The sequence below is a fragment of the Streptomyces sp. NRRL F-5755 genome, from assembly GCF_001279365.1.
GTDB classification, from domain to species: domain Bacteria; phylum Actinomycetota; class Actinomycetes; order Streptomycetales; family Streptomycetaceae; genus Streptomyces; species Streptomyces rimosus.
Map to the genome: position 1 here is coordinate 1 of NZ_LGCW01000078.1, position 16,710 is coordinate 16,710.

The 16,710-nt window shown below is 70.4% G+C and carries 17 protein-coding genes and 3 pseudogenes; 13 read left to right on the forward strand and 7 right to left on the reverse strand.

All coding sequences use genetic code 11. The annotated features are described in order from the left end of the window. The coding region (locus tag ADK86_RS10950) for a LysR family transcriptional regulator (protein ID WP_053696400.1) at nt 1-791 on the forward strand (791 nt) is incomplete at its 5' end. Between the two features lie 620 nt (nt 792-1,411). On the opposite strand, the gene ADK86_RS10960 is transcribed toward ADK86_RS10950, so the two are convergent. The 3 genes from ADK86_RS10960 to ADK86_RS10970 all read right to left on the reverse strand — a co-directional run bounded on the left by ADK86_RS10960 (nt 1,412) and on the right by ADK86_RS10970 (nt 2,833). Continuing rightward, the gene (locus ADK86_RS10960; protein ID WP_420718838.1) at nt 1,412-1,792 is read right to left on the reverse strand and encodes a DUF2267 domain-containing protein; all 381 of its coding nucleotides are present in this window, start codon (nt 1,790-1,792) and stop codon (nt 1,412-1,414) included. 113 nt (nt 1,793-1,905) lie between these two features. Continuing rightward, the gene (locus tag ADK86_RS10965) at nt 1,906-2,301 is read right to left on the reverse strand and encodes a DUF2267 domain-containing protein (RefSeq protein WP_053696415.1); all 396 of its coding nucleotides are present in this window, start codon (nt 2,299-2,301) and stop codon (nt 1,906-1,908) included. 100 nt (nt 2,302-2,401) lie between these two features. Further along, the gene (locus tag ADK86_RS10970; protein ID WP_053696403.1) at nt 2,402-2,833 is read right to left on the reverse strand and encodes an Hsp20/alpha crystallin family protein; all 432 of its coding nucleotides are present in this window, start codon (nt 2,831-2,833) and stop codon (nt 2,402-2,404) included. Nucleotides 2,834-2,961: 128 nt separating this feature from the next. Between ADK86_RS10970 and ADK86_RS10975 the strand changes: the two genes are divergently transcribed. The 4 genes from ADK86_RS10975 to ADK86_RS45175 all read left to right on the forward strand — a co-directional run bounded on the left by ADK86_RS10975 (nt 2,962) and on the right by ADK86_RS45175 (nt 7,038). Continuing rightward, on the forward strand, nt 2,962-3,594 hold the full coding sequence (locus ADK86_RS10975; protein WP_053696404.1) for a hypothetical protein: 633 nt from the start codon (nt 2,962-2,964) through the stop codon (nt 3,592-3,594). Nucleotides 3,595-4,245: 651 nt separating this feature from the next. Further along, nucleotides 4,246-5,910, forward strand: a complete 1,665-nt coding sequence (locus tag ADK86_RS10980) for a hypothetical protein (RefSeq protein WP_053696405.1) — start codon at nt 4,246-4,248, stop codon at nt 5,908-5,910. A gap of 282 nt (nt 5,911-6,192) precedes the next feature. After that, nucleotides 6,193-6,819, forward strand: coding sequence for a flavodoxin family protein (locus tag ADK86_RS10985; protein WP_053696406.1), 627 nt, complete (start codon nt 6,193-6,195; stop codon nt 6,817-6,819). 93 nt (nt 6,820-6,912) lie between these two features. Continuing rightward, nucleotides 6,913-7,038 carry a hypothetical protein gene (locus ADK86_RS45175; protein WP_267888790.1) on the forward strand — a complete coding sequence of 42 codons (126 nt, stop codon included), beginning with the start codon at nt 6,913-6,915 and terminating at the stop codon, nt 7,036-7,038. A 12-nt stretch (nt 7,039-7,050) separates the two neighbouring features. Here the strand turns inward: ADK86_RS45175 and ADK86_RS10990 are convergent. Next, nucleotides 7,051-7,383, reverse strand: a pseudogene (locus ADK86_RS10990) (GNAT family N-acetyltransferase); the annotation flags it as partial. A 449-nt stretch (nt 7,384-7,832) separates the two neighbouring features. Between ADK86_RS10990 and ADK86_RS10995 the strand changes: the two are divergent. The 4 genes and pseudogenes from ADK86_RS10995 (at nt 7,833) to ADK86_RS11010 (ending at nt 10,819) form a co-directional block, all read left to right on the forward strand. Then, a complete protein-coding gene (locus tag ADK86_RS10995) occupies nt 7,833-8,036 on the forward strand; it encodes a cold-shock protein (RefSeq protein WP_030604586.1) in 204 nt (67 codons plus the stop codon). Between the two features lie 347 nt (nt 8,037-8,383). Next, nucleotides 8,384-9,874, forward strand: a complete 1,491-nt coding sequence (locus ADK86_RS11000; protein WP_053696407.1) for a DEAD/DEAH box helicase — start codon at nt 8,384-8,386, stop codon at nt 9,872-9,874. Nucleotides 9,875-10,062: 188 nt separating this feature from the next. Beyond that, nucleotides 10,063-10,356 (forward strand): CBS domain-containing protein, encoded by a 294-nt coding sequence (locus ADK86_RS11005; protein ID WP_234345798.1) that lies wholly within the window; start codon nt 10,063-10,065, stop codon nt 10,354-10,356. A 155-nt stretch (nt 10,357-10,511) separates the two neighbouring features. Next, nucleotides 10,512-10,819 (forward strand): annotated as a pseudogene (locus ADK86_RS11010) (SCO5918 family protein). Nucleotides 10,820-11,080: 261 nt separating this feature from the next. Here ADK86_RS11010 and ADK86_RS11015 read toward each other — a convergent pair. Then, the gene (locus ADK86_RS11015) at nt 11,081-11,419 is read right to left on the reverse strand and encodes a MerR family transcriptional regulator (protein ID WP_053696409.1); all 339 of its coding nucleotides are present in this window, start codon (nt 11,417-11,419) and stop codon (nt 11,081-11,083) included. 796 nt (nt 11,420-12,215) lie between these two features. On the opposite strand from ADK86_RS11015, the gene ADK86_RS11020 reads away from it, so the two are divergent. Then, complete coding sequence (locus ADK86_RS11020) at nt 12,216-12,605, forward strand: ATP-binding protein (protein WP_053696410.1); 390 nt, start codon at nt 12,216-12,218, stop codon at nt 12,603-12,605. Between the two features lie 294 nt (nt 12,606-12,899). On the opposite strand, the gene ADK86_RS11025 is transcribed toward ADK86_RS11020, so the two are convergent. Beyond that, complete coding sequence (locus ADK86_RS11025; protein ID WP_053696411.1) at nt 12,900-13,469, reverse strand: TetR/AcrR family transcriptional regulator; 570 nt, start codon at nt 13,467-13,469, stop codon at nt 12,900-12,902. Nucleotides 13,470-13,552: 83 nt separating this feature from the next. Here ADK86_RS11025 and ADK86_RS11030 point away from each other — a divergent pair, with 83 nt between their 5' ends. Next, nucleotides 13,553-14,473, forward strand: coding sequence for an NADP-dependent oxidoreductase (locus ADK86_RS11030; protein ID WP_053696412.1), 921 nt, complete (start codon nt 13,553-13,555; stop codon nt 14,471-14,473). A gap of 226 nt (nt 14,474-14,699) precedes the next feature. On the opposite strand, the gene ADK86_RS43055 is transcribed toward ADK86_RS11030, so the two are convergent. Then, nucleotides 14,700-14,873, reverse strand: a complete 174-nt coding sequence (locus tag ADK86_RS43055) for a hypothetical protein (protein WP_159393828.1) — start codon at nt 14,871-14,873, stop codon at nt 14,700-14,702. A 347-nt stretch (nt 14,874-15,220) separates the two neighbouring features. Between ADK86_RS43055 and ADK86_RS11040 the strand changes: the two genes are divergently transcribed. Then, complete coding sequence (locus tag ADK86_RS11040; RefSeq protein ID WP_053696414.1) at nt 15,221-15,691, forward strand: hypothetical protein; 471 nt, start codon at nt 15,221-15,223, stop codon at nt 15,689-15,691. An 846-nt stretch (nt 15,692-16,537) separates the two neighbouring features. Beyond that, nucleotides 16,538-16,710, forward strand: a pseudogene (locus ADK86_RS43060) (ABC transporter ATP-binding protein); the annotation flags it as partial.

A 16,710-nucleotide genomic window follows, 5' to 3' on the forward strand; every position in this document is an offset into this window, starting at 1 on the left:
CCGAGCGCCTCGGCATGGCCCAGCCACCGCTGTCCCGGGCGATCCAGCAGCTGGAGCGGCGCCTCGGTGTCCGGCTGCTGGAACGCAACCGCCGCGGCGTCTCCCTGACCGGCGCCGGAGAGGTGCTGCTGCACGAGGGCCGCGCAGCCCTCGACGCGACCATCGCTGCCGCTCGCCGCACCCGTCGCGCCGGTGGCACCGACAGGCCGGGCAGCCCCCGCAACCGCCTGGTGCTGGCAGTGAAGGCCGCCGCGTCCCACGAGCTGTTGCAAAAGCTCCTCGACGCCTACGCGGCCGAGCCCGACGCCGCAGAGATCGAGGTGCTGCCGAGCGGTACGTGCGAGCAGGAGGAAATGCTGCGCGACGGCCGCGCTGACGTGGCGCTCATGCACACGCCGTACAACTCCCTCGCCGGGTTCGACAGCGAGGAACTGCTGACCGAGGGGCAGATCGCCATCCTGCCTGCCGGGCACCCCCTCGCCGCGCACGGGACGTTGTCCCTGGCCGACATCAGCGACGTCCCTGATCTTCCGCTCGCCCGCTGGCCCCGCCACGGCATCTACCCACCCGGCCCGGGCCCGGAGATCCGCGACCAGACACAACTGGCCCAACTGATCGCCCTCGGACGCACCATGGCCGTCTTCCCCGAATCCGCCCGCGCCTGGCTATGGGCCGAGCACACCGCCGTGCCCCTGACCGACGCAGGCCCCATCGTCACCCACATCGCCTGGCCCCCGCACAGCCGCTCCCTCGCCCTCGCCGGACTGATCCGCACGGCCGCGCGGCTGTGACCCTCTCCTGCCCTCCCTCTCCGCCATCACCCTGAGGACACACTGCCGCCGGCTCCCCGCAGCGCGCGGATGTCGGTGATCAGGTTTTGCCAGGGCTCGTAGCGGTGAAGGTCGACTCGGAGACCAGGGGCTGGTTCGCCGCGGTCGCGGCGGCCGCGGGCTGAGCGTGCGCGCCTACCTGGCCGAACGGCACGGCCGCAGCCTGCTCGGTGCGTGCCGCCTGCTGTTCGCGCAGCTGCACCGGCCGGGCCGCGAACACATGACTTGGCAGCGCGTTCCCAGGCCGCGTCGGCGGCGTTGGCCGCCGACGCGGCGGCGTCCGCGCCGTTCGGGTTGCGCCGGTATCCGACCTCGAATGCCGGCCGTGCCAGGGCGGTTACCCAGACCTGCATCGGCCGGTCCGGCCTCGCGGCCCTTCGGGTCTCGTCGCCGCGAAGAGCCGCTCTCGTACGGGCCAATCTTGTGGCAGGAACAGCAGCGAGGCCCAGCAGCACTGGCGGAAGCGGACCCGCCCGGCTCCGATGTGACGCGCCTTCGCGTAGCCAGACGTCGCCGGAAGCATCCGGGGCGAACAGCGAGGCGTCGGTCGTCGCGCCCGCCCCGAGCACGCATGTCGCCGTCTACGCGGCCGGGGTGAGTTCGGCGCGGCCGAAGAGCAGGGCGTAGCCGGTGGGGAGCTGGTGGAGGACGCGGGTGATCAGGTCGGGGCCGGCGCAGGCGGCGACGGCGGAGAAGACGGAGCCGGTGTCCCAGCGGGTGGTGGCCAGGGAGGCGCCGGTGCGGGCGGCGAGGTCTTTGACGAAGGCCCAGCCGGTCAGCGGTTGGTGGTCGGGGATCTGTGCGGTGAGCACGCGTGCGGCTTCGAAGGGCAGGCAGGCGGCCAGGTCGACGCGTTCGTCGCCGGTGAGCTGGCGTCCCAGTCCGGCAAGCACCAGGCGGACGGCTTCCTCGGCCCTTTCGCGGGTGGGGTAGGCGCCCTCGTAGCGGACCTTTTCCAGCATCTGCTCGTAGGCCGTCCCGTGCAGCTGCTGGGGCGGTGCGTACTGGTCGGAGAGCACTGGGGTGGTTGCCTTTCTTGCTGTGGCCGGTGTCCGGGCACCGGCGTGCGGGATGGTCAGGTGGACTGGGGGCGGCCGAAGAGCAGGTCGTAGCCGTCCGGGAGCTGGAGCAGGATCTGGCCCAGCAGGTCCTCGCTCACGGCGTCGGCGACGGTGGACAGTACGGCGCTGACGTCCCAGGCCGCGGTCTGCTCGGTGGCACCCTCGATCCACGCGGCGGTCGCGCGGACGAACCGCTCCGGGGACAGCGGCTCGGCGCTCTGCAGCGGGTTGAGCAGGATCAGGGCGAACGTCTCGGGCAGGCGCGCTGCCAGCCGGGCGCGGACGTCACCGATCAGGTGCGCGCCGAGGAGGGCGAGCACCACCCGGGCTGCGCGCTCGGCTTCCTGCAAAGTGTCGTACTCGCCGCGTTCCTTGACGTGACCGAGGAACGCTTCGCATCGCAGAGTCATCGCGGCCGCCACCCCTTCTTCTTCGGACTGCTCACGAGGGTGCGGAGAGCGGAATGAGGGGGAGATCAGGTGCCCGCCCTCCGCACCCGTCCGGCCGGTGTCAGCCGGAGGTCTCCTTGCGGCCGGATCCGGCGCTGATGGAGATCTTGCGGGGCTTGGCGCGCTCGGCGATCGGGATGCGCAGGGTGAGCACGCCCGCGTCGTAGTCGGCCTGGATGCGCTCGGTGTCGAAGGTGTCGGCGAGCACGATCTGACGGGAGAAGACACCCAGCGGCCGTTCGGACCGCTCCGTCTGTACGTCGTCGGCCTGCGCCACCGGCCGCCGCTCGGCCTTGATGGACAGGCTGTTCCGCTCGACATCGATGTCGATCGCGTCCGCGGTGACGCCCGGAAGGTCGAAGGCCATCACGAGCTCGTCGCCTTTGCGGTAGGCGTCCATCGGCATCGCCCACGGCCGGGACCAGGTTCCCGGGCCCATCAGCTGCTGCTCCAGCCGGGCCGGCTCACGGAAGGGGTCAGTGCGCATCAACATCGTGAAAACACCTCCAGCGGGTCCAGGCCGTTGCTGCCAATGCGCCTCACGGGCACCGTTGTAACATGTCATCCGATGGATGACAAACACGATGTCGTCGACCTGATGACAACCCGAGGGAGGTGCCCGTGACCGCAGCCGACCAGCCGTCCGCCACCAGCACGAACGCCCACAGTCCGGCGTCATTTCTCGCCGCCGCGGCGGCCCTCAACGCCATCGACGACGCTCTGCGCGACGCTCAGCGAGACGCCCCGGACACACCCGAGGACCCCGGCCCGGAACCGGAGCAGGCGCTGGCCTCCCTGATGCTGCTGCGGCAGGTGCGCGAGCAGCTCGCCGGGTGGGAGACCGGCCTGATCGAGACAGCCCGCAACGCGGGAGCCAGCTGGGCGGACCTCGCCCGGCCCCTCGGCGTCGCCAGCCGCCAGGCCGCCGAGCGCCGCTACCTGCGCGGCCGTCCCGGCCCGGCCGGGACCACCGGCGAGCAACGCGTGACGGCCACCCGCCAGGCCCGGGCCGCCCAACGCACGACCGCCGCCTGGGCCCGCGCCAACGCCGCCGACCTGCGCCGCCTCGCCGGCCAGATCACCGCCCTCACCGACCTTCCCCCGGCCGCCCGCCACCCGCTCGGCGAACTCCACGCGGCCCTCGCCCACGACGACCCCCTCTGCCTCATCGCCCCCTTGACCGCCGCCCGCCCCCACTTGGCCGCCGCCCACCCCGATCTCGCCGCCCGTATCGACACCCTCACACCCTCCTGAGGCCCGCCCGTCCGGTCCCGCCGCGCCAGGCCCTGGAGGCGACGCGGCAGCACACCGGGAGCGGAAATGAGATGGAGGTCACACTCGCGAGCCGGGCCCGGCGGAACACCCAAGGGAACCCGGCCAAACCCGGTAACGCTGTTCTTGTTAGCCGGAGTCAGCCAGAGTCAACCTCCGTCAGAAGCAGGCGGTGATCGCGAATGACGCCACCCCGAAGCGCGGTCCGCGCGACATCTCTACACTCGGCCCGGTAAACGCAAGAGGAGCCCGTGATCCCAACTGCAGCCCTGGAAAGCACAGGTGGGAGGGCCCCTACAGGCACCACCGCCGTCAGCCTCTTCGCCATCTGGTACCGGAACCGCTGAGATCTGAGCGAAGTCCCCGCCCGGCGCAGCAGCCGGTGCGGGGACTCTCGCGTATAGAGCTCTCTTTCCGTCTGCGGGCGTGATCAGGCGTCACCACGCCGCGCGAAGAGGGAACCAGAGCCGGCGCGCAGGCACATCGCCACGAACATGGCCGGCCCGGCGCCCGGGCTGCGCGTGCGAACAACACGAAAACCGGAAACGCTCGTTCTTCCGTAGCCGGGCGGCTGTTGTCCCCGAGGATGGGGCCCGCCCGGGTAATGGCTCAAGCGACGTTGGGGGTACGCATATGGCGGTGGAGACCGGTACACGGCAGGAGGAGCGTGTGGAGGGGCGGGTGTGGACGATGCGCCTGGCCCCTTACGGCCGCCCCTCGGCCGGTGCGGTGCTGCTCTCCTGCTCCCGCCCGGCCTGCCCCGACCAGCGCTTTCCCGAGGGCACGGCGGCCGGGCGCAAGGCCGCGGTCGCACACGTCAACACGCATCTGGCCCACATCCGGGCGGGCGGCGGGCCACGTGGTGAGGCGTGGTGCGCCTGCCGCGCCGCCGACTGCGCCTGGCACACCCCCGATCCCGACGCCGGCCGCCGCAGCGGGCCGCGGCCGCCGGCACAGGCGGCGCGCTGCGGCGGCCCCGTGGTCCTGACGGTGTACGCGGACCGGGCCGGGCGGCTGTGGCGGATCGCCGAGACGTGTGCGCGCTGCGCGGCCGCCACGCCCGGCTGCCGCGTCCTGGATACCGCCGCCCCTTCTCCGGTCCGCACCGCCTCGGCCAGGACAGATCAGATCCGCACCGCTTCGGCCAGGACAGAACAGACTGCCGTTGAAGCAGCCGCGCAGCAGCAGCCGGCCGGCGGCACGGCAGCAGACGGCGTGGCGGCGGTCTTCTCCGACCGTTCCCCCTCTCCCGCAGCGGATCCGTCCGCCCCGGCCGCCGGGCCGGTACAGGTCCCCCAGGCCCGCGCCGCCGTAGTGGGGGCAGCGGCCCGGCCGGCGAAGCGGTGGGGAAAGATCGCGCAGCGGACCGTGCCGCACGACCTGCAGCCCGACGTTCTACGGACCGAACTCATTGAGCTCGGGGACGCCTTCCGCGCCTACCAGAAGCGCCCCGAACCCGACCTCGCCCTCCTGGCCGAGCTCCACGACCGCAAGGCCCGCGCCTTCACGCTGTGGGCCGACATCAGCGGCGACCACTCGCTGCGCCACGAGGCCCAGCGCGCCGAGCAGGCCGCACAGACCACCCGCGAGATGCACGAAAACCGCTGCGGCAGCCCGGCAGACGGCGGGCCGGCGGTGGAGCGGCTGCTGACCCGCACGCAGGCCGCGCACGCCCGGACCGCGCTCGGCTACACGGCCGCCCACACCCCGTTCCCGCAGGCCGAGGTGCGCCTGGTGGTGCTCATGCTCGCCCTGCGGGCCGCGCGGAACGGCACCGGCAACGTCACCGGCCAGGACCTGACCGGCTGGCTTCAGGGCGATGCCGAGCCGGTGCTTGAACAGTTGGTCGACGCCGGCTGGCTGCACCTGCCGGGCACCGTGGCCGAGGCCCTGGCTTCCCGGCCCGAGGACGCCACCGCCTTCACCGTTCCCGCTCTGCTGCCCGGGCAGCCTCGCCCGTTCGCCTTCGGCAAGACCACCCGCTCCAAGATCTCCGGCTGGGCCCAGAAGGTGCTGGGCGACCGCAAACTCCGCAAGAAGAAGCTGGGCCCCACCACCCGGCTCCTGGCCCTGTACACCGCCGCCCACACGCGCCCCGACGGCCACCTCGGACCCGCCGAGGACGACGGCCTGGACCTGAACCAGGCCGCCGCTTTCTGCGCCCTGCCCCCCGACCAGGTCGCCGAGCACGCCGGACTGCTGATCACCGCCGACTGGCTCAGCGAGGCCGACACCACCGCGAACCGACTGCACGGACGGCTCGCCGAACGCGTCTGGCCGCTGGGCGGACTGCTGTAGAGCCACTCACCTTCTTGTCACCGGTGAGCGGCCCCGTCAGCCGGCCCGGGGTGTGCCGGCCAACGCCGTCACACAGAGGTCGGTGATCACTGCTGCGTCTTCTCGGCGCTACGTCCACGGCGGCATGCGTCAAGCGGCTGCCCAGAGCGGTACCGGCTCCACAGGCGAAACTGCCGCAGAACAGAGCCGCGGCTCCGGGTCTTATAAGGTTCTTAGATTTCAGTGCTTTCCTCTGGCCAGTTGACCGCCTCACCCCGCGGCACGATTCTGAGGAGCTCTGCCATGACCACGCCCGCCCCGACCGCTTCTTTCGCCGCTGCCGTCCCGCCCGTCGTCGCCGTCGCCTACCACTCGGGGTACGGCCACACCACGGTGCTCGCCGAGGCGGTGCGCGAGGGTGCCGCCGACGCCGGGGCGACCGTCCACCTGATCAAGGTCGACGAGATCACCGAGGAGCAGTGGGGGCTCCTCGACGCCGCCGACGCGATCGTCTTCGGCTCGCCGACCTACATGGGCACCGCGTCCGGCGCCTTCCACGTCTTCGCCGAGGCCACCTCGAAGCGCTACACGACCCGCGCCTGGCAGGACAAGCTCGCGGCGGGCTTCACCAACTCCGGTTCCAAGAGCGGTGACAAGCTGCACACCCTGCAGTTCTTCACCGTGCTGGCCGCCCAGCACGGCATGCACTGGATCAACCTCGGCCTGCTGCCCGGCTGGCACTCCACCACCGCCTCCGAGAACGACCCCAACCGCCTCGGCTTCTACCTGGGCGCCGGCGCGCAGACCGACACCGACCGCGGCCCGGACGGTGTCCACAAGGCCGACATAGCCACCGCCGACCACCTCGGCCGCCGGATCGCCGCCCAGGCCGCGGTCTACGCCGCCGGCCGCGCCGCGGTCGCCGCCTGATCCGCCTCCCGCGGGTGCCGGGCGCGCGTGAGCGACGTGCGCGCCCGGCCCGCGCGCCCCGTTCCCGCCCGTACGCGGGGACCCGTACACGCCATGACGAGTCACATCAAGGCGCCGGACCCGCAGGACCTCACCACGTGGTCGCAGTACGTGGCGGAGAGCGGCAAGGGGTACCGCATGCTCGCATCGGACCTCGGACGCAGGGGACCGAGCCATTGACCTTGCACCGGTTCACGTCTGGAACTCGGTGCGAGCGATGGCATGAACACGCGGCGGACGGCCGTGGACTGGATGTGCCGTCGCGCGTTCCCACTCCATGCCCAGCTTGCGCATGATGTTCTCGGAGACGTCGTCACCCACCTGGCTGATGCTGGTGACACGGTCGAGGCCACGGTCCTGGAGCGCGAATCCCAGCGTGGCGTGGGCGGCTTCGGAGGCGTAACCCGGGCCCCGGACCTGCGGCCCGAACCGCTGGCTGATCGCCACGGCGGGCAGCGCCTGCGGCAGGAACTCGGGCACGGACAGGCCCGAGCAGTCGGCCAGTTCCCCCGCGGCCAGCAGCTGCTCAAAGGCACGCGGAAAGACTCTTGCGACTCACAGTCACGAGCGTGGCGGACCGCCGGCGGCGAGCTTGCGCAGCGCAGTGTGGTGGAGGGCCGGGCGACACCACAGCCTTCGAGCCCCGCTTGCGGCTGAAGTCTTCGCTTTTTCTGGAGGTTGCACTCCGGGTCGGCCAATATCTGGGCCCGCGAAGTGAGAGTTTGACGGGCCACGTAGTGAGAGTTCTTGCCGCAGTGAGCGGAGTGGAAATATTCAAACGACAGGGCCGTTGCGGCGTGCTACTGTCGATCCCAGTTGCAGTTGTGGTTCCCGAACTTCAAGTGCCCTCACTCGGCTCCAGTCGGTGGGAGCGTTTTTGTATTTCCGGTCATTTTCCGGGCGGGGTAATCATTGCGGCGACACGGCGTCCGCACAGTGCGGATCCCGATGTACTGCCCCAAAGGAGATATGGCATGGCTGTCGGCACCGTGAAGTGGTTCAACTCGGAAAAGGGCTTCGGCTTCATCGAGCAGGACGGTGGCGGCCCTGACGTGTTCGCCCACTACTCGAACATCGCCGCCCAGGGCTTCCGTGAGCTGCTCGAAGGCCAGAAGGTGAACTTCGACATCGCGCAGGGCCAGAAGGGCCCGACGGCCGAGAACATCGTTCCGGCCTGACACTGACGCACGCTTCGCAGCTGGGGCCCGCATCCTTTGGGGTGCGGGCCCCAGCCGCATGCAATTCCCGCAGCGGCATCATCGGCGGGGTGACGGCGACGCGGAGGAATCCGTAGCGCCGCCGCGCGCGGATCCCCGTTCAGCGGTGCAGAGGCACCCTGAAAGGCTGTACCGAAGCCGGCGCCTGGGTTGCACGCATCCTGGCGCGTCACCTGTTTCAGCACCTGCGCCCGCATGTCTCCCCATCGGCCAGATGTGTTTTTACTATCGGTCCATACTTGAAATTCTCCATGCCGCTCATCGCTGCGGGGATTCCTTGATATGCGCCGTATCGAGGAAGGTTCCGCATGAACCGCACACGCACGAACGACCGTTTCGACCGCGCCCGCAGTGCCGGTGCCGCCACGGGAAAGGGCGCCGGCCGCTCCGGCTCGACGCCGCGCCGTTCCGGCGGGCCGAACCGTTCCGGCGGTCATGGCCGCCGCCCCGCCGCGGCGCAGGGCGAGTTCGCGCCCCCCAGGACGATCACCGCCGCGCTGCCCGCCGCTGACAGCTTCGCCGATCTCGGCATGCCCGAGCAGCTCCTGGCCGAACTCGGCAGGCAGGGCGTGAGCGCCCCGTTTCCGATCCAGGGCGCGACGCTGCCGAACTCCCTGGTGGGCCGTGACGTCCTGGGCCGCGGGCGCACCGGTTCCGGCAAGACCCTCGCCTTCGGCCTCGCTCTGCTTGCCCGCACCGCCGGCCGGCGTGCCGAGCCCCGACAGCCGCTGGGGCTGATCCTCGTACCGACACGCGAGCTGGCGCAGCAGGTGACGGATGCGCTCACTCCGTACGCCCGCTCCGTCCAGCTGCGGATGGCCACGGTGATGGGCGGCATGCCGATCGGCAGGCAGGCCGGCGTGTTGCGGGGCGGGGCCGAGATCGTCGTCGCGACCCCGGGCCGGCTCAAGGACCTCATCGACCGTGGCGACTGCCGGCTGCACCACGTGGGCATCACGGTGCTGGACGAGGCCGACCAGATGGCCGACATGGGGTTCATGCCGCAGGTCACCGCGCTGCTCGACCAGGTGCGTCCGGAGGGGCAGCGGATGCTGTTCTCCGCCACCTTGGACCGTAACGTCGACCTGCTGGTGCGCCGCTATCTCACCGATCCGGTCGTGCATTCGGTCGACCCGTCGGCCGGTGCGGTCACGACGATGGAGCATCACGTCCTGCACGTCCACGGCGCCGACAAGCACGCCGCCACCACGGAGATCGCCGCCCGCGACGGCCGCGTGATCATGTTCCTGGACACCAAGCACGCCGTCGACCGGCTCACCCGGGACCTGCTCAACAGCGGGGTACGGGCCGCCGCGCTGCACGGCGGCAAGTCGCAGCCGCAGCGCACCCGCACTCTGGCGCAGTTCAAGACGGGGCACGTCAGCGTGCTGGTGGCGACCAATGTCGCGGCGCGCGGCATCCACGTCGACGACCTTGACCTCGTCGTCAATGTCGATCCGCCGACCGATCACAAGGACTACCTCCACCGCGGTGGCCGGACCGCCCGCGCCGGTGAGTCCGGCAGTGTCGTCACCCTCGTCACACCGGGCCAGCGCCGCGGCATGGTCCGTCTGATGTCGGACGCCGGGATCCGGCCGCAGACCACCGAGGTCCGCTCGGGCGAAGAGGCGTTGAGCCGGATCACCGGCGCCCAGGCCCCGTCCGGCATCCCGGTCGTCATCACCGCACCGGTAACCGAACGCCCGCAGCGCAGTGCTTCCTCCCGGGGCCGGCGCCGCTCCGCTTCGGCGACCCGGCGTGCACCCGTACGCAAGTCTGTCGTCCATGCGGCGGCCTAGGGCGCTTCTGACGGATCTCCGCGGCCTCGCGACGCCCGGCACGCACCCTCGCCGCACGGCGCAAAGGGACAGGTGGCTCCGCCACATGACCCTTGAACACCGCTCCGTCTTCCACGGAGATCCATCAGAAACGCCCTAGCACCGTCACGGCCAGGAAGCTGACCCATCTCCACAGGAGGCACCTTTTGATGCTGGTTCAGATGCAGACCCGCCCGGCGGACGCCGGCCCCGTGCACAGGAAGGCGGTTGAGGCCATGGACGCGGCCGGACCGCAGGTGTGGGACGACATGAGCGTCGAGGTGGCGTTGTCCGTCATGGCCGCGGCCCGCACGGGCCGGCTGGTCGTCTGCGATCAGGACAGCCAGCGCACCGCTCTGGTCACCCAGAGGGAACTCACTGCCGTCCGCAACAGCTCCGCATACACGGACCGCGTCCGCCTGCGCGACGTCCTCGGTGTCCACGCGCCGTTCGCCGCACCGTGACCACGATGGCCGAAGCCGAGCACGCGATGTGCACCCGTCGGCTCGGGGCCTGCCGGTGGTCGATGAGCAAGGTAAAGCTCCGGGCGTCCTCGCCCCCTCCCGCTGAACGGTCTCGCCCCGGCCGGGCCGTTCTTCCCCTCTCTTTGTGAGGTCACATGCGCTGTGTCATCGCCCGCTTCCCCTTCGAGCTCACCAAGAGCGGCGTGCTGGAGTCGATGAAGGGATCACGCCCGAAGCCGGCACCGGTGAATCCGTGGCCATCGGCCGCCGCCACTATCCCGTCAAGCAAGTCGGCCAGGTCATCACCGGCCAGGACCGCCGTGATTTCACCGCCGGCGAAGTCGTCCGGGCGATGACGCGGCTCGGCTTCACCTGCCACACCCTCCCCGAGGCCGCACCCGTAAGCGTCCTCAGCCCGCTCCAGCACGCTTCCGCGATGCTCGGCTCCACCCTGCCTGCCTGACCGGGGAAACCGGTACGAGCCGATACCTGGACAGCGTGTGGGCCCGGCCGGAACGTGTCGGCCGGGCCCACACGGCTTGCGACGGCTTCCCGGCGCTCGCGGAACGTGGACGAACCTCGGGAGAAGAACGACGGGGCGTGACATCCGTGGCGTGAGGCGGCTTCCGGCCCGGGCGACAGGCGCTCGAAGCGCACAGCGCTGCGGGCAGCCTGCGCGGGCGGCAGCCCCGAAGCTTCGGAAGGCCGCCCGGTCCCGTCCGTCTCAGGACTCGGTCGGCGGGTTCGGCCGTTCGGAGGCGCGGCGGTATTCGGCGTTGATCCGCTGGGCTTCTTCGAGCTGGTCCTCGAGGATGATGATGCGGCAGGCGGCCTCGATGGGGGTGCCCTGGTCGACGAGCTCGCGGGCGCGGGCGGCGATGCGCAGCTGGTAGCGGGAGTAGCGGCGGTGGCCGCCGGCGGAGCGGAGCGGGGTGACCAGGCGCGCTTCGCCGATGGCGCGGAGGAAGCCCTGGGTGGTGCCCAGCATCTCGGCGGCCCGCCCTATGGTGTACGCGGGGTAGTCCTCGTCGTCGATCCGGTCGTACGAGTCGTCTGCTGTCATCGAACCTCTCTCATGGAACGCGTCGAGGGGCCCGGATGCCGTACTGGCACCCGGGCCCCGAAGGAACTACTACACCATCTGCCGGCCTTGATGTTGCGCCGGCCTTCTGTGTCCGCCGGCCCGGCCGAAAGGCTGCCGGGGCTGCGGGGATCGCGGTTGCTTGACCGGAGACCACCTCACTATCGATGTCCTGCGGTACCCGGACCTCACACGTGCGCCCGGGCGATCCTGATGGCGATCGCTCCTCCGTCCTTCCCTCGTGATCAACTGCTCTACTGCGTACTGCTGGTGATGCGAACTGCTCAGCGGCCTGGAACAGCGCCGCCTTCCGGCAGCCGACCCCGTTGCCTGTCCTGCGGCATGAGGCCCACTGCCATACGTTCCGGTGCGCGCGCCTGCAGCCGACGCCTTCACCGGGGTCCTGCTCGCGGCGGCCCCTGATCACTGCGGGCCACCCGGTGCGGCCGTCAGCCCCGTCGCCGTCCTGCAACCGTGGCTTCGGAACTCCACCGCCGCACCGTCCTGCGTGCTGCATATGCGGGTCCTGCTGCCCGGCAGTTCGTCTCTGCCGGTTCCTGCGGTCTTTCTGGGTTACGGGAGAAATCGTAACCACGCCACCACCCGATGTCTACTCTGGCCGACATAGATTTTTGCGTGTTCGACGGGGAAGTAATCGGCTTCGAACGGTGTAGGGGCAGACGTACCGCCCGCACCACCGGAGTACCGGGCCGCAAGCCGGGCACACGCACCGGACAGGCAGGACCGAACATTGTCGATTCAAAGACCAGGTGAGCTGATGGACACGGTGAGCGTCCGCGTCGCCCCCGCCCGCTCCGGGAGCTCCGCCGCCGACGCCCGCCGGGACGCTCGGGCCTTCCTGGACGGCCTCTTGCCTCCGGTCACGGCCGAGGGCGCCGGCGCCGTGCTCCTGGTCGTCTCCGAACTCGTCACCAACGCCCTGCGCCACGCGGGCGGCACCTGGTCCCTGGAGCTGACCGCGCACCCGGACGGCATCGAGGTAGCCGTGCACGACCCCAGCCCGCAGGCGCCGCGCCTGCGCACCCCCGACCTGAGCGGCGGCACCGGAGGGTTCGGCTGGCCCCTGGTCAACCGCCTCGCCCGCACCACCGCGGTCACCCCCGGGCCGTCCGGAGGCAAGAGAGTCAGCGCCTTCCTCTCCCGGTAGCGCCACTGCGGGCGGCCCCACCGGCCCCCTTGAGGCCGCTGAGAACCTGCTGCCGAAAGCCGGCATGCCAGGGCCCGCTCTCAGCGCCGCGGCCTCTCCATCGGCCTTCCTAGCGCCTGGCCTTCTTGGCCTTCACGACGGCCTCGCGCTCCTTCACGATCGGTTCGATCCGCTCGTCGTGGCCGTTCTTGCGCCGGACCGCCTTGCCACCCGGCTCGCCCAAGGTCGGTGCAGTCCTGACCGGCCTTCGCATTGCAGACGGGGCGACATACCGATCGCGACGCGATCCGCGGCTCAGCACACAGCGCCGGCCGCGCGCACTTCGGCGAGCGCTTGCCGTGCCAGCGGGCCGAAGCCCTCTTCATTGTCGGTGCCGATCCACTGGTCAAAGGCGACTTCCCAGGCGAGCGTGCCCAGTTTCGCGGCGACGCGCGCGGTCAGGCTCGGGACTCCGCGGCGGTTCAGGGCCTCGATCATCGAGGCGGCGAGGTCGATCCTTTTCAGGGCTTCGCGTTCACGCAGTTCCGTATGGGCGTTCAGAACGGCCTGGCGCCGGCGGCTGAACTCGCGGCGGTCGGCGGTGAAGAACGTCCGGCCGAGCGCGTCGAGGGCGTCCGCCACCGCGTCGAGCGGCCCGGCCGCCGGCGGCGCCGAGTCGATCCCTTCGACGAGCAGACCGGTCACCGTGCCCCCGCCGAAGAGCACCTCGCGCTTGTCCGGGAAGTGCCGGAAGAACGTGCTCTTGGTGAGCCCCGCGCGCTCCGCGATCTCGATCACGGTCGTGTTCTCGTAGCCGTTCTCCTCGAAGAGGTCGAGGGCGGCGGCGGCGAGTCGTCCAGGTGCGTCGGGTTGCCAGCGAGCCATGGGAGCAGTCTACGGGACTTGGTCCCATTACTGGTGTACGGTCGATGAGACCAAGTCCCATCACTGGCCAGGAAAGGTCACCGATGAGCAAAGCTGTCCGTTACCGGCGCTTCGGCGGTCCCGAAGTACTCGAGGTGCAGGAGATACCCGAGCCCCACGCTGCACCGGACGAGGTTCGCGTCCGGGTCACGGCCGCCGGGCTGAATCCGATGGACTGGAAGATCGCCGCACAGCCCGACATGGCGGCGCGGTTCGGCATCACCTTGCCGGCCGGGTTCGGCAGCGACTTCGCCGGAGTGGTGGACGAAGTGGGCGCCGACGCCACGGGTTTCGCGGTCGGCGACCGGGTGTACGGGGCCGCGATCGGCCGGTCCGTCGCCGACTTCGTACGGGTCAAGACGCCTGCGGCAACACTGTGGCCCACCCCGGAGGGCATCGGGGACGAGGTGGCGGGCACCCTTCCGGTGGCCGGTCTGACGGCCTCCGCCGCGCTCGCCGCGATCGGGCTCCGCGCCGGGGACACCGTCCTGATCGGCGGGGCGGCGGGCGGCGTGGGCATCTTCGCCGTGCAGCTGGCGAAGCTCGCGGGTGCCCGGGTGCTCGGCACCGCCTCCGAGGGCACGTTCGGATTCCTGCGCGGGCTCGGCGCCGAACCCGTGGCGTACGGTGCCGGCCTGGCGGACCGGGTGCGGGCCCTGGCGCCCGAGGGGATCACCTCCGCAACCGACCTGTTCGCAAGGGAGGCGGCCGAGACCGCGCTCAAGCTCGGCGTGGCACCCGAGCGGATCTCCGTCGTGGCCGACGGCCCCGCCCCGCCACCCGGAGTCCGCACGACGGGCGCCCTCGATGCGGGGCCGGGCTCCCTGGAACGGATCGCCGAAGCGATCCGTTCCGGCGAGATCAAGGTGCCGATCGCGGCGACCTACCCGGTCGAACGGATTCGCGAGGCCGTGACGACACAGGCCCAAGGGCATGTCCACGGCAAAATCGTGATCACACTGTGAACCGGCACAAGTACGGACAACTGGCCACGCGGCGCGATGGCCGCTGAGCTGGTCCTCGGCCGACCCTGTGCGCCAGATCATGAGCTGTGCGACGGCCCGGCGGGCGCGTGGACTTCCCACACCGGAACCTGTGCGCCCCGCGCGTACCGCAGCTCGCCGGCCGAGCGGCGTGGTGTGCGCGCTCGGGGCATCGGACCACGGCACGAACCCCATCGGGTCCGGCAGGTCATCGGCGTCGAACGCACACACCGCCAGGGCCCTCGCCCGTCGTACGGGCCGGCCACGTCATGTCGTCGTTGACGAAGGGCAGCTCGGCCGAGCGCGCGATCGACTGCATCACCACGGGGCCGGTGAAGCCGTTGAACTGCACGGCGCCCGAACCGGGCTGTCCCCGCGCCACGTTCTCATCGGCTCACCGGGCCAGATCCTGGCGGGCCTCGGGGACATCACATGCGGTTGCAGATGAGTTGTGGCCATACCGGGCCGACGAAGGCCGCCCGTGCGAAGACACCCAGCCAGGAGCTATCGCCCAGCTTCCTATCTGTGGCAGAGGAAGCACCCGTCCCAGAGCGGAAGCGAGCTGAGGACCCGGTGCCGTGAGCAGGAGGCGATCGCGCGCTCGTCCGGCCCGGGGAAGCCTGCGGCGCGCTCGGGGCCGACGACGCTGGCGGCGTACCGCACCCCGCGGCGAGCCGTCTGCTCCACCACGCGGCGCGCCCCGGACGTACTCAGCCGGTCCCGGAGCACGTGTACCAGCGCCAGGACCGCCTCAAGGCCACCGCACCCCGCTACGCGGATGACATGACCTTCTCAACGATTCGGCGTCTCAAGCGCCCGGCGCTGACCCGCTGCGTTGCCGGCATCACAGCGGCTGTGTCTGCCTCTGCGTTCTCGCTGCATCGCAAGAAAACCCGTGTTGTCCCGCCCGGGGCTCGGAAGATCGTTCTCGGCCTCCTCGTGGACGGCGACGTGGTGCGACTGCCTCGGCAGGCCAGGAAACGACTGGAAGACCACATTCGCGGGGTGGCGGAATTCGGAATCGCTGACCATATCGAAAACATCAGGTTCAGTTCGAGGCAGGGGTTCATCCACCACGTCGACGGACTGTTGGCCTACGCCCTGGGAGTGGACGCCGCCTGGGCGCGTCCGTTGGCCTGCCATTGGGACCAGCTGCTGACAGCCGAGGGCTTCTCTGTCCTGGAACGTGACCGGTGGTGACATGAGAGTAGGTCTGAGGCTGAGTTGACTCCATGCCGTGACGGGTATGTCGGCAACAACCAACTCGAGCTGGTCGTGACGGCATTGAGGATCGCAACGCCACGGCCTGTAGGTTGACCCCTCTCGTACTGAAGGCCGACGGCCATGGTCAGCGAGAAGACCTCGGTCGGTCAGCGACGTGCGTTGATCACCCTGGGGGCCTGATGCAGGCTTGGGGGCAGGCCGAACTGGAACCCAGGACGTGAAACAGGTCAAGATGTCACCCGAACATGCAGCAGAGGCAGTACCGACCGCGCGGTTGTCATCGGTATCGTTGCCGGCAACCGCGTGACCCCTTTCGCCTATTCGCGAAAGTGAGCGGGGCTAACAGCAGTTGCGGATCAAACCCCGAGCCCCCTACATGCATGGGGACCACAGCCCTCGAACGCGTAGGCATCCAATACCACCACTGGCCGAAATCCCCACTCGCAGAGCGCTGCGGTAACCCACCAGCTGTGCCAGCCGCCCCCCGGGGGGCCCAGTGCCGGTCCGGTCGCATTGCCGAATGACGGATCTGACAGGTGCCGATCCAGTTGCTTCCCGTCTCTTTCGGCGCCGGCCTTTCCTTGCGGGCGGGGCAGGTCATGCGTACACCACGCGGCGGTGCCCGGCCTTGTCGGCCATAAGGCAGACAGATAGATCCCCTCGTGGGTTGAGGGGGCCTGCGGGAGTGTGCCTTTCGTCCCAGACGTTTTTCGATCCGTGGGGTGACGATGGGCTGGTCGGCGTCTTCGAGGATGGGAACGCCGGGTTCCGGTTTCCCTTCTCCCTGTCTCGTGTATTCCCGTTCACAGGAGTTCTCAGGTGCTGCTTCCGCCTGCCTTTCCCGATCCCGCCTCCGTCCGCACCGCGGCCGTCGCCGCACGCGCCACGGATCTGAGCAAGGTCTACGGACAGGGCGAGACCCAGGTGGTCGCGCTGGACCAGGTGTCGGTCGAGTTCCGCCAGGCGGAGTTCACCGCGATCATGGGCCCGTCCGG